Consider the following 12,402-nt stretch of genomic DNA (forward strand, 5'->3'; position numbering starts at 1 on the left):
GCTCATGAGCGATCGCCACGACGTGGTGCCGATACTCGCAGGAGTGTTCCGCGACCACGGGTTCGACGGGTCGTCCCTCGCGGTCATCAGCAGATGCACCGGACTCGGCAAAGGCAGTCTCTACCACTACTTTCCGCGGGGAAAGCAGGAAATGGCCGAGGCAGTCCTCGACGACGTCGAGCTGTGGTTCCACCACAACGTCTTCGAGCCGCTGCGGCACGGAGACGACGCGGCGTCGACGACCCACGACATGTTTCAGCAGACCGCCCGCTATTTTCGGTCCAATCGCCTGGTGTGCCTGTTCGGCGCGTTCACGCTCGGGCTCGAGCGTGCCACCTTCTCCAGCCGTGTCGCCGCGCATTTCACCCAGTGGATCGAGGCACTCACTCCGGTGTTGCAGCGGCTCGGACACGGCGACTCGGCGGCCGAGCTGGCCGAAGAGATCGTCGCCGGAATCCAGGGGGCGTTGGTGCTGGCACGGGCTTTCGACGATGCCACACGATTCGACCGGGTGCTGGCCCGACTCGAAGCCTCGGCCGCACGCGTATCGGCGGGAGTGCACGCATGACACCTGACGACACGACGCCGAAGCCGGCACCCGAGCTGAAGACCTTCGGGATACGAGAGTTGTTGCGACTCATCGTGATCGGATCGGTGCTGACGTACTTTCAGTTCATCGCCATCGGCCGCTGGGTTCGTGCGCCGCGGCGCGGCTGGCCGGTTCACGCCTCCAAGGCCGTCGTCGACGCGTTCTTCGTGCTCGGCCCCACCTTCGTCAAGGTGGGGCAACTGATGGGTTCGTCGCCCGGACTGTTTCCCAAGGTCCTCGCCGACACCTGTCTGCGATGCCTGGACGAGGTGCCGCCGTTTCCCGGGTCACAGGCCCGCGCGGTGATCGAGGCAGACCTGGGCCGGAGCGTCGACGAGTTGTTCTCCTCGTTCGACGACGTACCGCTCTCGTCGGCGTCGGTCGCCCAGGTACACCTGTGCGTGCGCCGCGATGATGGCCGCGAAGTGGTCATGAAGGTACAGCGGCGAGGCATCTACCACCGCATGAAGATCGACCTGCGAATCGCATATCTCATCGCGCGCGGTCTCGAGAAGTTCATTCCGTTCTTCGCCACGGCCAACGCGTCGGCCATCATCGTCGACCTGCACGCCGCGACGTTCGCAGAACTCGACAGCGCAGTGGAAGCCAAGCGCCAGCACAGCTTTCGCAGTGCAATCGGGGCATTCGGCGACAACATGCACGTCACCGCACCCGAGGTGTTTCTCGACTACTGCGGTGGACGCGTGATCTGCATGGAGCGCATGCACGGCTCGCCGCTGGACCGATACCGGCCGGGTGAGCAATCGGAGCTGATCGTCCGCCGTGCCGCCAAGGTCTGGATGGAGGCCCTGGTACTGCACGGCCTGTTCCACGGCGACGTGCACGCGGGAAACGTCTGGGTGCTCGACGACGGCAGAGTGGCCTTTCTGGACTTCGGCGTCATGGGCGAGGTGGACGAGCAGTGGCGCGCGTTGTTGCTCGACCTCTTCCACGCCACGGTCATCGACGGCGACTTCACCCGCCTCGCCGGTACCGTCAAACGTCTGGGAATCGTTGCCCCGCAAATGGGTTCGGACGCCGAAGTCGGCGCGATTCTGCAGTCGGTGTTCGCGCCGATGCTCTCGACCACCCTCGCCCACTTCAGCCTGGCGGACTTCATCCGGGCGTTGGTCGGCATGGGCAAGCAGTACAAGACGTCCAGTCCCGAGGAACTGATCCTGGTGGCCAAGCAGCTCGGCTACTTCGAGAGGTATGCCATCGAACTCGCACCGAACTGGGCGTTGGGCACCGACCCGTTCGTGTTCAAGAACGTCTTTCCCGCCGAGATCGCAGCGCTGTCCGAGGCACGGGGCATCGAGCTGCCGGAGTGATCCGGCAGCCCGCGCACCCGATCACAGACTGAAGTCGAGAACCACTTTCCCTGCTGCCGTTCGGTTTTCGAGCGAGGCGATCGCTGCTGCCGCGTCGGAGACGGGGAAGACGGACGGCTCGGGAGCCACGAGCGAACCGTCCGCGAGCAGCGGCTCGATCTCGGCCCACTGAGTAGCCAGGTAGCCGGGGCGCGTCATCCACCACGCGCCCCACCCGACGCCGACGACATCGACGTTGTTCAGCAGCAACCGGTTGACCTTGACGGTCGGGATCTCGCCACCGGTGAAGCCCAGCACCAGGATTCGGCCCGACGGCGCGAGCGAACGGATGCTGTCGGTGAACCGGTCACCGCCTACCGGATCGACGACCACGTCGACGCCACGGCCGCCGGTCAGCTCCTTGACCGCGTCCTTCCAGCCGTCGACCAGTACGACGTCGGTGGCTCCGGCGGCTCGCGCGATGTCTGCCTTTGCTTCCGAGCTCACCACTGCGATCACCCGTGCTGCCCCGAGCACCGGAGCCATTCGCAGAGCGGAGGTTCCGATCCCGCCCGCCGCGCCGTGCACCAACACCGTCTCGCCCTGCGCCAAGCGGCCGCGCTCGCGCAACGCGAAATGCACCGTCAGATCGTTGAACAGCAAGCCCGCGCCCGCAGTGAGCGACACGGACTCGGGCAACGCGAACACCGTGTCGGGCGAGACGACGGCGACTTCTGCCATACCGTCGCTGAGCCCCGTCAACGCTGCCACGCGGTCTCCGGCCGAGAAGCCGGAATCGGCCGGAGCCGACCGCACGATGCCGGCGATCTCGCTGCCCGGAACGAACGGCAACTCGGGCTTGTACTGGTACAGCCCACGGGTGAGCAACGCGTCGGGAAACGCGACGCCCGCGGCCCTGACCTCGATGACCACCGACCCGTCACGCGCGGTGGGTTCGTCGATATCGGCAACGGTCACCGAATCGGGTCCATCGAGACTGGAGATCTGTACCGCGCGCATGAAGTGTCCTCTCGGTCGGGATCGTTCCCTGCCTGCCACGGTACAAAACTGCCGTACTCACCGCCGCTACCGGCATCCACTCCTGGTGATGTGCTCCAATCGAGGGGTGAACACCACTCCCCTCACCGTTGTCTCGCCCGACGGCACCGCCCGCGGCGGCATCATCGTCATCCAAGAAGCCTTCGGGGTCACCGACCACATCGTCGACGTCTGCAACCGCGCGGCTGCGGCGGGTTGGGTAGCCGTGGCTCCGCATCTGTTCCACCGGCAGGAGGGGGTGAGCGTGCTCGACTACTCGGACATGGATTCCGCCATGGCGGCCATCGGAAAACTCGAGGCGGACGAGGTGGACTCCGACGTGGACGCAGCAGCGAGTGCGCTGGCCGAACTGGGGTTCGAGCCCTCGTCCATCGCGATCGTCGGTTTCTGTATGGGCGGGACCGTGGCCTTCCATACTGCGGTTCGACGGCAACTCGGTGCGGCCGCCACGTTCTACGGTGGCGGAATCACGAAGGGCCGCTTCGGTTATCCCGCGATGGCCTCGGTGGGCGACGCTCTCCAGACACCGTGGCACGGCTTCTTCGGAGATCTGGACGAGGGCATTCCGTTCCAGGACGTCGAGACACTGCGGGAGATCACCGCCACGGCACCGGTCGGCACCGAGATCACCCGATACCCCCACGGCAAGCACGGCTTTCACTGCGACGACCGCCCTGCCGTGTTCGATGCCGCAGCCGCAGGCGACGCGTGGACCAAGACCCTCGAGTGGTTCGACGCGCATGTCGCACGCTGAGCACCCTCGCTCCGACGCCGAACTCGCGGAGGAGACCGAGCGCATCGTCGCGTTCTGGACCGAGCTGGCGTTGCCCGGTCTGTTCGACGTCCACACGCACTTCATGCCGAAGAACGTGATGGACAAGGTATGGAGCTACTTCGACAGCGCAGGGCCGCTGACGGGCAGCGTCTGGCCCATCTCGTACCGCTTCGCCGAAGACCGGCGGCTGCAGGTGATTCGAGGGTTCGGCGTGCGGCGATTCACGTCGATGATCTACCCGCACAAACCTGCGATGGCGGCCTGGCTGAACTCCTGGGGTGCCGACTTCGCGGCTCGCACCCCCGATTGCCTGCAGACTGCGACGTTCTATCCCGAGGACGGAGCCACGCAGTACGTCGAGCAGGCGGTGACGAACGGAACCCGAATCTTCAAGGCGCACATCCAGGTCGGGAACTACTCGCCCAACGACCCGCTGCTCGACGGCGTCTGGGGCACCATTTCGGATGCGCAGATTCCGGTGGTCATCCACTGCGGCTCCGGACCGGCACCCGGCTCGTATACCGGCCCCGAGCCGATCGCCGCTCTGCTGCAGCGGTTTCCGACGCTACCGCTGATCGTCGCGCACATGGGCATGCCCGAGTACATCGATTTTCTCGACCTGGCCGATCGATACGAGAACGTACGCCTGGACACCACCATGGCCTTCACGGATTTCTCCGAAGCCGCTGCGCCGTTTCCCCGGCACGAGATGCCGCGGCTGTTGGACCTGCAGGATCGCATTCTGTTCGGGAGCGACTTCCCGAACATCCCGTACCCCTACCTGGACTCGCTGCAGGCGGTGAGCCGTCTCGGACTCGGTGACGAGTGGGTCCGCGCCGTGTGCTGGAGCAACGGCGCGGCCCTGTTCGGCTGAGTCCAGTTCGCGGATCTCAGCCCACCCAGAATTCGGCGATACGCTCGGCGATGGCGGTGCCCTGCGCCCGGCCCGCTATTGCCGCCGCTGCGCGTACGGCTATGTCGGTGGGGTCGGGTCCGATCGCAGCCGACGAATCCGCGTCGGGAACGATCACTTCCACCTTCGAGCCGCCCTTGACCAATTTTCCCCGTTCGACCTCGAAGGGGTCGCCTTCCAGGTCGAGTGCGCCGACCTTGAGCACCAGCACCTTCTCGAAACCCACCGCCAGATCGGCGTTCTCGCTCGCACGGATACCGCCGTCGACGTAGCGGTGATCGCCGATCGTCACCGGCGGCCACATGCCCGGGATAGCGCAACTCGCGGCCACGGCGTCGATGAGCTCGACGCCCGATCCCCGGTCCAGTACTCGATGGCGCCCCGTCAGGGCGTCCACGGTGACGATCCGCAGATCGCGGTCGGGCCACGAGTGCGTCGTCAGTCGGCGGGCGATGATGGCTCGTCGTTCCCGTTCGCTGATCGTCGATGTCGCCAGAGCTTCGGCACCGATGCGCCTGCGGGTGTCGAGCGCGCTGCCGTCCGAGTTCTGGGCTGCTCGGGCCAACATGGTGACGAGCTCGTCGATGGTGGCCTCGGCGTGTGGCTCGTTGTCCTGCTTCGACTCGTCCGCCTGACGCTCGAAGAACTCCGACACCGGGGTGCCGCTCGAGATCTGAGCGGCCACCGAAGAACCGGCCGACGTTCCGAGCAGCATCTCGGCGTCGCTGACATCGGCCCCGGCCTCGGCCAGTCCCAGAAGGACGCCTGTCTGCCACGCAATGCCCGCTACACCGCCGCCGCCCAATACGAGCGCTCGTCTGGCCATGGTCGTAACCCCGTTCTTCCGCTGGACCCGTCAGGAACTTACAGCCCCGCCGCCGACCCGCGGACGTAACCACGTGATCAGGTCGTCGAGCACGCGTTCCTGCTCCGGCTCGTTGAAGACTTCGTGGAACAGCCCGTCGTAGGTTTTCAAGGTCAGGTCCTCGGATCCCGCCAGCTCGGCGATCAGCTCGCTGCCCGAGACGTCGGCCAACCGGTCCGCGGTTCCGTGCTGCAGCAACACCGGAATGGTCAGCGACGGCAATCTGGCGGGATACGTACGACTCTCCTGCAACAGTGCTGCCGCGAGCCCGGCCGTGACGCTGCCGTGATAACCCAGCGGATCGGCGACATAGGCGTCGACGACGGCCTTGTCGCGGGAGACGTCGTCGGGGTCGAGTTTCAGAACCGGCAGCGACGGCAGGAACCTGCCGAGTACTGCACCCACCGCGACCAACGCTTTCGGCTGACCTACGGACGGGTTGACCGCAGGCCCGGACAGCATCAGTGCGTCCAGATCACCCTGATGGTCGAGGGCGTAGGACAGTGCGATGGCACCGCCCATGCTGTGTCCGAGGAGGAAGGTGCGGCTGCCGGGGTGCTCCTCAGCCGCGATCGAGAACAGTGTGTGCAGGTCGTCGGTGAAGTCCGACCATTTCGCCAAAGAGACTCGTTTGCCGCCGGATCGGCCGTGCCCGCGGTGGTCGGGTGCGTAGACGACGAGGCCGAGCGAGCCGAGCCGCTCGATCACGTGTCGGTACCGTCCTGCGTGCTCGGCCAGGCCGTGGGCCAGCACCAGAACGCCGGTAGGGGAATTATCGGCGGCGGCGTCCGGGGTCCAGACGTCGTAGACGATGCGAGTTCCGTGTACCCCGGCGAACGACGACTCGACATGCTGCATTCGGTCACCGTACAAGGACCGCGACGCCTTCGACGGCCCATCGCTCGAACCCCACAGATTCGTCTAGGTAACTATCCTCAGAGGCGTGGCGATGTACTTGTGACAGACCACCACCGCACCCCCTCGTACCGCGTGGGCAGCCTCGAAGATCAGGAGTGAGTTCACGCATGCCCGACAAGGACGCCGCAGGGGCCTCGCCGACGTGGCGCGATCCCAAGCGTTATCTCTGGCCGCTCGGCCTGACGATTCCGCTGAGCCCGTTCCTGGCGTGGGGCTTGGTGTCACTCCTCGGACCCGGCGCATTCTGGGCACTCGGGCTGATGATCATGGGCATCGCGCTGCCGTTGGTCGACAAGTTCGCGGGCGTCGATCGCAGCAATCCACCCGACGAGGCTCTCGCAGCACTCGACAAGGACAAGTACTACCGGTGGTGCGTCTACCTCTTCCTCCCGCTGCAGTACGCCGGCCTGGTGGCCGCGTGTTACCTGTGGGCCCACGGCCCACTCGGCACACCGGAGAGGATCGGTCTGGCCGTCACTGTGGGCGTCGTCGGCGGCGTCGGCATCAATGCCGCGCACGAACTGGGGCACAAGCGCGAGAACGTCGAGCGGTGGCTCTCCAAAGTCACTCTGGCGCAGACGCTGTACGGCCACTTCTACGTCGAGCACAACCACGGCCACCATCTGCGCGTCGCCACCCCCGAGGATCCGGCGTCGGCGAAATTCGGCGAATCGTTCTGGAAGTTTCTGCCACGCACGATGATCCACGGTCTGCATTCGGCCTGGGATCTCGAATCCCGTCGACTCGCGCGGTCGGGCTCGTCACCGTGGACGCTGCGCAACAACCTTTTCAACGCGGCCGCGATGAGCATCGTTCTGTTCGGGGCACTGATCGCAGTGTTCGGTTGGATCGTGTTGCCGTACCTACTGATTCAGGCCGCCATCGCCATCGTCCTGTACGAGGCGGCCAACTACCTCGAGCACTACGGCCTGATGCGCACCAGGCGTCCGGACGGTCGCTACGCCAAGCCCTCGCACCGGGACAGCTGGAACAGCGATCACCTGTGGAGCAATCTGTTTCTGTACCACCTGCAGCGCCACAGCGATCATCACGCGAATCCGGTGCGCCGCTACCAAGCACTACGAACCGTCGACGAGTCTCCGCAACTCCCGGCCGGATACGCGGTGATGATCTTCTGCTCGATGGTTCCGCCCTTGTGGCGCAAGGTGATGGATCAGCGCCTGATGGACTTCTACGACGGCGACCCGAGCCTCGTCAACGTCGACCGCACCGATCGCACCGCGGTCCGTCGACTCGACAAGCTGAGCGAGGCGCGGGCGCAGTCGTAGCGTCGACGCCTCAGACCGCGGCGGGCTCGTCGGTTTGCGCTCTCAGGTAGCGCCCGAAATGCGGCACGGTGAACGCGATCGTGCCGCGCTCGGCCGAGTAGATCAGGCCCTTCTTGATCAAGCCGTCCCGGGCAGGCGACAGTGATGCCGGCTTGCGTTTGAGCTCGGTGGCCACGGCCGAGGTCGGTACCGAACCGTCGTCCACCGACAGTTCGGCCATCGCGCGCATGTATTCGCGTTCGGCGGGCGTCGCGCGTTCGTAGCGCGAACCGAAGAATCCGACGGCCAGTTCCTCCTCAGCCGTCGGCGCGGCAACACGCACGTCCTCGGCGGAAATCGGGCTGTCGGCGGCGAGATCCCAGGTCGCTTTGCCGTAGGCCTGCACGAAGTAGGGGTAGCCATCGGCGGCTGCGTACAGCGCGTCGAGTGCCTCGGCGGTGAATTCGACGTCCTCTCGGTCGGCCGGCGCGATCAACGCGAGGTCTGCTGCGGCACGCTCGAGCCTGCCGATTCGGTGGTAGCTGAACAGGCGCTCGGAGTAACTCTTGGATGCCGACAACACAGCCGGTAGGTGCGGTAGTCCGGCCCCGACGATGATCAGCGGCGCGGTGTCCTGACTGAGTTCGTGGCAGGCCGCGCACAGTGCGGAGATGTCTGCGGGCCCGAGGTCCTGCATCTCGTCGATGAAGATGGCGATACCCACACCCACGTCCCCGGCCAGCGCGGAGGCGTCGAGCAGCAGTTCGACGAGGTCGATCTCGATGTCGCCGGAATCGGCGCGGCCGGTCTTGGCCGGGACGTCGATGCCCGGTTGCCACCGCTCACGCATCCCCTTGTCCGCGGTAGCGCGCAGCGCGAAGGCCTTGAGGACGCCGAGAAACTCGTCGACGCGTTCGGGGTCTCGATGCGAGGCCGCAATGCCGCGTACCGCCATGTGCAGCGCCGACGACAGGGGCCGGCGCAGTTCCTGGTCGGGGCGAGCTTCGATCTTCCCGGTGCCCCAACCGCGCGCGATGGCCGCGGATCGGAGGTGGTTGAGCAATACCGTCTTGCCGACGCCGCGCAGCCCAGTGAGCACGACGCTGCGTTCCGGCCTGCCGCGGGTGATGCGTTCGAGTACGACGTCGAAGGCGTCGAGCTGCTTCTTTCGACCGGCGAGCTCGGGTGGGCGCTGGCCTGCGCCGGGAGCGTAAGGGTTACGCACGGGGTCCATGGGGCCAAAGTTACAACGAATCGTGCGATATATGCGGACATCTAGCTCGTGTCCTAGAGATCCGTATTCGTTCGATACTTGCGGGACGCCCGAGGCCGGGGCTACTGTCGGCTCCGTGAAGCGCATTCTCGTAGTACGCCGCCGTAGCGGGGTCTGATTCGGACCGACCCCTCGCTGCGGGTCGTCGTGCTCTCTCGGTCCTCCCTTCACATTTCGCCAGGACCACCCTCATGAATTCACTTGCTTCCACCTACGCCACCGATCCGTTCCATGCCCGTTTCGGCTGCGCCCTGCCGCGCACGATGCGCGACGAGATCTCCGGGCAACACATGTCGTGGGCGGCCTTCGTCGACCGCTTCTCGCCCACCACCGGCCCTCTTCGGCTGGGCTCCTGGTCCGGCACTGGGGCCACCGGGGGCAAGATGTCGTTCGACGCCACCTTCGGTATCGGTGACACCATTTTCGCTTGTGCCGCAACAACATACGGACCGATCGAGGCGTTGACATCGATGCTCCACGACGCCGGATTCCGCATCGAGATCCTCTCGTTCCACCAGCAGCGCATCGGCGACGAGACCGCCACCTTCGTCCTGGCCGAGCACGACGGTCGCCGCGAATGGTCGATGTCCATCGAGCTCGACGCAACCCTGTCGTCGATCCGGGCCATCGTCGCCGGGGCCAATCTGCTGCATCGGTAGCCCCGACCAGTGCCGAGATCGCAGTTGTGTAGGCCGAAACGCCCTCATCGCCTGCACAACTGCGAGCTCGACACGCCCCTCGCGTTGGTAGCGCTCTCTTCGCCTCTGTACCGTCCAAGCAATACAGGCGAAGATCTCACTAGGGCATCTCCACGGTCTGGGCGCGGTGGATTTCGGCCAGTGCGCGGCGCACATACGTTTCGGCGCGGCTTCGACGAATCGCGAGCAGATCCGCCACCACCAGCAGGGCGTGCGCAGGCCGCGGCCGCGAACGTGACTGTTCGTCGACGTCCGTCACACCCAGCGCGCCGGTGAGCACTTCGACGAATCCGGCGATGTCCAAGCTCGGAAGCCACTCGGCTCCGCGGACGGTTCGGCCGAGTACTTCCTGGACGTTCTCCCCGGTCAAGCCATCGCTGTATACCTCTTCGAGCAAACTCCGTACCATCTCCGCATGCACGTTCCCGGCCTTGGCCGCGTCCGAGCGGTCCAACAGTTCGACGGCCTCGTCGAACGCGATCGGATCCTGCGCCACGACAGCAGCAAGGGCATCGACTGTGGCGTCCGCGATTCGACGCACATCGACGGGCCACTCGGTGGGCCAGGCCACGGGCACGCTGCTCGGGGGAACAGCCGCTGGGGAGGGGTCAGTCATCACAGAAGTCTCTCACTGTCCACCGACACGGTTCCTTTTACCTGTAACCGGTGTTTATACTAAGTCGCGCACTGTGGCAGCGGCCACATCGCGGACGTGGAGGAGGTCGACTCGATGAACGAGCGCAACGCCGTCGCATCGGATCCGGGCGAAGTGATGCTTCAGGCCAGGAACGTCAAGTTCGACTGGAGCGATCTGCCGATGCACTGGGTGCCCGGCGATCCGTACACCACGCACGTCCTCAACGTGCTGCATCTATTACTCCCAGCCGGCGAGCACTGGTTCGTCGACACGTTCAAAGAGGCCCTGCCCTACATCGACGACGAGAAGCTGCGCGACGACGTCATCGGCTTCATCGGGCAGGAAGCCGTGCACGCCGAGGCTCATACCGGCGTCCTCGTGCATCTGCAGAACAACGGACTCGACCCCACTCCGTTCACCGATCAGATGGAATGGGCCTTCGGCAAGGTACTCGGATCGGATTCGGTGACGAGTCTGCGATCGAAGAACAACCTCGTCGAGCGGCTGGCCCTCATCGCGGCCATCGAGCACGTGACGGCGTTCCTCGGTGATTGGGTACTCAATGCCGACGGTCTGGACCGAGCCGGCATCCATCCGACGATGCTCGATCTGCTGCGGTGGCACGGTGCCGAGGAAGTGGAACACCGCTCGGTTGCGTACGACACCCTTCGTTACTTCGACAAGCGCGAGGTACGTCGCCTGCGCACGTTCGTCGTGGTCGTTCCGTTGATGGGGTACATCTGGATGCGCGGCATCATCTTCCTGATGAAGAACGACCCCGAGCTGCAGAGCGCGCCGAAGTCGGTCCGCAAGCCCCGATCGGCCCTGTGGCGCAAGTCTGTTCGCCGCGGCACGCTGCCGGCGCTGACGCACGTCGGCCGCAGTATGTCTCGCTACCTGAAGAAGTCGTATCACCCGAGCCAGGAAGGCTCGACGGCTCAGGCCGTGCGCTACCTGGCATCGTCCCCGGCCGCACAGGCTGCGGCGCGGTGAAGCTCTCGACGCGTCGCGTTCCGCGGCTGTTACCCAAGGACGCGCCACCGGATCTGCGCGGACGCCCCCGCGCCGATCGCTCGATGCAGATGCTCGGAACGTTCCTCAACGGCTACATGCATGCGACTGCCGGCAAGGAGTACGACGACGCGGTAGCCGGCCACAATCCCGATTCCGCGCTGCGGTTGGTGGTCGTCGACCGCGAGATCATCGCCGAGGACGAGAACGTCGCAGCTCTGACCCTCGCCTCGCCGACGGGGGAGCAGCTGCCGACTTGGCATCCCGGCTGCCACCTCGATCTACATCTGCCGTCGGGTCGCCGTCGGCAGTACTCGCTGTGCGGCGATCCGTCCGACCGCAGTTGCTACCGGATCGCCGTGCGCCGAATCCCCACCGGCGCAGGTGGATCCATCGAGATGCATGCACTCGAGCCCGGAACCGAGGTCACCGTACGTGGCCCACGGAACGGCTTTCCCTTCGTCGCCGAGGGCAGCGCGCTGTTCGTCGCCGGCGGCATCGGCATCACCCCCATCATCGCGATGGTCCGTGCCGCACGGATTCTCGGGATGGATTGGCAATTCGTGTACTGCGGTCGCTCCCGGGACACGCTGCCTTTTCTCGACGAGATCGAGAGCTGGGAATCGGATCGCGTGTTCGTCCGGACCGACGACGTGCACGGGTACCCCACCGAGGGTGAATTGCTCGAGCGCGCACCCGCAGGCGGTGCCGTCTACTGCTGCGGCCCTACCCCCATGCTCGATGCCGTCCGCCGCGACTTCCGCCAGTGCCCTGCCACCGCATTGCATTTTGAGCGCTTCGGTCCGCCGCCGATCCTCGATGGCACACCGTTCGAGGTGCAGCTGATCAGCAGCGGGGCCGTACTCGACGTCGCAGCCGACGCCTCGGTGCTCACCGCTGTCAAGGAACGCAAGCCCAATATCGCGTACTCGTGCCAACAGGGCTTCTGCGGCACCTGCAAGGTGCGTGTGCTCTCCGGGGAGCCCGAACACCTCGAATCGCGATTGACCCCGGAAGAGCAGCGCGACCACATGCTCATCTGCGTCTCGCGTGCTCGAAGCGCCCGTCTCGTACTCGATCTATAGA

13 protein-coding genes are annotated in these 12,402 nt (G+C 65.6%); 8 read left to right on the plus strand and 5 right to left on the minus strand.

Annotation, left to right across the window (positions count from 1 at the left end):
• Positions 1–4: 4 nt before the first annotated feature.
• A complete protein-coding gene (locus ASH04_RS21580) occupies positions 5–568 on the plus strand; it encodes a TetR/AcrR family transcriptional regulator (RefSeq protein WP_179274422.1) in 564 nt (187 codons plus the stop codon).
• On the plus strand, positions 565–1,920 hold the full coding sequence (locus ASH04_RS21585; RefSeq protein ID WP_057474491.1) for an ABC1 kinase family protein: 1,356 nt from the start codon (positions 565–567) through the stop codon (positions 1,918–1,920). Before ASH04_RS21580 ends, ASH04_RS21585 begins: the two co-directional genes overlap by 4 nt.
• A 21-nt stretch (positions 1,921–1,941) precedes the next feature.
• Here the strand turns inward: ASH04_RS21585 and ASH04_RS21590 are convergent, their stop codons facing one another.
• Positions 1,942–2,919, minus strand: a complete 978-nt coding sequence (locus ASH04_RS21590) for an NADPH:quinone oxidoreductase family protein (protein ID WP_027495194.1) — start codon at positions 2,917–2,919, stop codon at positions 1,942–1,944.
• A 106-nt stretch (positions 2,920–3,025) separates the two neighbouring features.
• On the opposite strand from ASH04_RS21590, the gene ASH04_RS21595 reads away from it, so the two are divergent.
• Together ASH04_RS21595 and ASH04_RS21600 are read left to right on the plus strand one after the other, a co-directional pair.
• Positions 3,026–3,712 carry a dienelactone hydrolase family protein gene (locus ASH04_RS21595; RefSeq protein ID WP_230592064.1) on the plus strand — a complete coding sequence of 229 codons (687 nt, stop codon included), beginning with the start codon at positions 3,026–3,028 and terminating at the stop codon, positions 3,710–3,712.
• Positions 3,699–4,607: an amidohydrolase family protein gene (locus ASH04_RS21600; protein WP_057474492.1), complete on the plus strand. Its 909-nt coding sequence runs from the start codon at positions 3,699–3,701 to the stop codon at positions 4,605–4,607. The genes ASH04_RS21595 and ASH04_RS21600 overlap by 14 nt, the downstream gene beginning before the upstream one ends.
• A 16-nt stretch (positions 4,608–4,623) precedes the next feature.
• Here ASH04_RS21600 and ASH04_RS21605 read toward each other — a convergent pair whose 3' ends face one another.
• Together ASH04_RS21605 and ASH04_RS21610 are read right to left on the minus strand one after the other, a co-directional pair.
• Complete coding sequence (locus ASH04_RS21605) at positions 4,624–5,472, minus strand: patatin-like phospholipase family protein (protein ID WP_057474493.1); 849 nt, start codon at positions 5,470–5,472, stop codon at positions 4,624–4,626.
• Between the two features lie 30 nt (positions 5,473–5,502).
• Positions 5,503–6,369 carry an alpha/beta hydrolase gene (locus tag ASH04_RS21610; RefSeq protein WP_057474494.1) on the minus strand — a complete coding sequence of 289 codons (867 nt, stop codon included), beginning with the start codon at positions 6,367–6,369 and terminating at the stop codon, positions 5,503–5,505.
• A gap of 167 nt (positions 6,370–6,536) precedes the next feature.
• On the opposite strand from ASH04_RS21610, the gene ASH04_RS21615 reads away from it, so the two are divergent.
• Positions 6,537–7,718, plus strand: a complete 1,182-nt coding sequence (locus tag ASH04_RS21615; protein ID WP_057474495.1) for an alkane 1-monooxygenase — start codon at positions 6,537–6,539, stop codon at positions 7,716–7,718.
• Positions 7,719–7,728: 10 nt separating this feature from the next.
• On the opposite strand, the gene ASH04_RS21620 is transcribed toward ASH04_RS21615, so the two are convergent.
• Positions 7,729–8,931 carry an ATP-binding protein gene (locus ASH04_RS21620; RefSeq protein ID WP_057474496.1) on the minus strand — a complete coding sequence of 401 codons (1,203 nt, stop codon included), beginning with the start codon at positions 8,929–8,931 and terminating at the stop codon, positions 7,729–7,731.
• Between the two features lie 230 nt (positions 8,932–9,161).
• Between ASH04_RS21620 and ASH04_RS21625 the strand changes: the two genes are divergently transcribed.
• Positions 9,162–9,629, plus strand: coding sequence for a hypothetical protein (locus ASH04_RS21625; protein ID WP_057474497.1), 468 nt, complete (start codon positions 9,162–9,164; stop codon positions 9,627–9,629).
• 139 nt (positions 9,630–9,768) lie between these two features.
• On the opposite strand, the gene ASH04_RS21630 is transcribed toward ASH04_RS21625, so the two are convergent.
• Positions 9,769–10,284 (minus strand): hypothetical protein, encoded by a 516-nt coding sequence (locus tag ASH04_RS21630; RefSeq protein ID WP_057474498.1) that lies wholly within the window; start codon positions 10,282–10,284, stop codon positions 9,769–9,771.
• 114 nt (positions 10,285–10,398) lie between these two features.
• Here ASH04_RS21630 and ASH04_RS21635 point away from each other — a divergent pair, with 114 nt between their 5' ends.
• Positions 10,399–11,298 carry a metal-dependent hydrolase gene (locus ASH04_RS21635; protein WP_027495186.1) on the plus strand — a complete coding sequence of 300 codons (900 nt, stop codon included), beginning with the start codon at positions 10,399–10,401 and terminating at the stop codon, positions 11,296–11,298.
• Between the two features lie 83 nt (positions 11,299–11,381).
• Positions 11,382–12,401 carry a PDR/VanB family oxidoreductase gene (locus ASH04_RS21640; RefSeq protein ID WP_235580073.1) on the plus strand — a complete coding sequence of 340 codons (1,020 nt, stop codon included), beginning with the start codon at positions 11,382–11,384 and terminating at the stop codon, positions 12,399–12,401.
• Position 12,402: the final 1 nt, after the last annotated feature.

The organism is Rhodococcus sp. Leaf233, assembly GCF_001426165.1.
Lineage (GTDB): Bacteria > Actinomycetota > Actinomycetes > Mycobacteriales > Mycobacteriaceae > Rhodococcoides > Rhodococcoides fascians.

Bases quoted from the DNA above. Each gene is read 5' to 3' on its own strand.
- ASH04_RS21630 (WP_057474498.1), bottom strand. From the start codon at position 10,284: ATGACTGACCCCTCCCCAGCGGCTGTTCCCCCGAGCAGCGTGCCCGTG.
- ASH04_RS21590 (WP_027495194.1), bottom strand. From the start codon at position 2,919: ATGCGCGCGGTACAGATCTCCAGTCTCGATGGACCCGATTCGGTGACC.
- ASH04_RS21615 (WP_057474495.1), top strand. From the start codon at position 6,537: ATGCCCGACAAGGACGCCGCAGGGGCCTCGCCGACGTGGCGCGATCCC.
- ASH04_RS21610 (WP_057474494.1), bottom strand. From the start codon at position 6,369: ATGCAGCATGTCGAGTCGTCGTTCGCCGGGGTACACGGAACTCGCATC.
- ASH04_RS21635 (WP_027495186.1), top strand. From the start codon at position 10,399: ATGAACGAGCGCAACGCCGTCGCATCGGATCCGGGCGAAGTGATGCTT.
- ASH04_RS21585 (WP_057474491.1), top strand. From the start codon at position 565: ATGACACCTGACGACACGACGCCGAAGCCGGCACCCGAGCTGAAGACC.
- ASH04_RS21640 (WP_235580073.1), top strand. From the start codon at position 11,382: ATGCAGATGCTCGGAACGTTCCTCAACGGCTACATGCATGCGACTGCC.
- ASH04_RS21580 (WP_179274422.1), top strand. From the start codon at position 5: ATGAGCGATCGCCACGACGTGGTGCCGATACTCGCAGGAGTGTTCCGC.
- ASH04_RS21600 (WP_057474492.1), top strand. From the start codon at position 3,699: ATGTCGCACGCTGAGCACCCTCGCTCCGACGCCGAACTCGCGGAGGAG.
- ASH04_RS21605 (WP_057474493.1), bottom strand. From the start codon at position 5,472: ATGGCCAGACGAGCGCTCGTATTGGGCGGCGGCGGTGTAGCGGGCATT.
- ASH04_RS21620 (WP_057474496.1), bottom strand. From the start codon at position 8,931: ATGGACCCCGTGCGTAACCCTTACGCTCCCGGCGCAGGCCAGCGCCCA.
- ASH04_RS21625 (WP_057474497.1), top strand. From the start codon at position 9,162: ATGAATTCACTTGCTTCCACCTACGCCACCGATCCGTTCCATGCCCGT.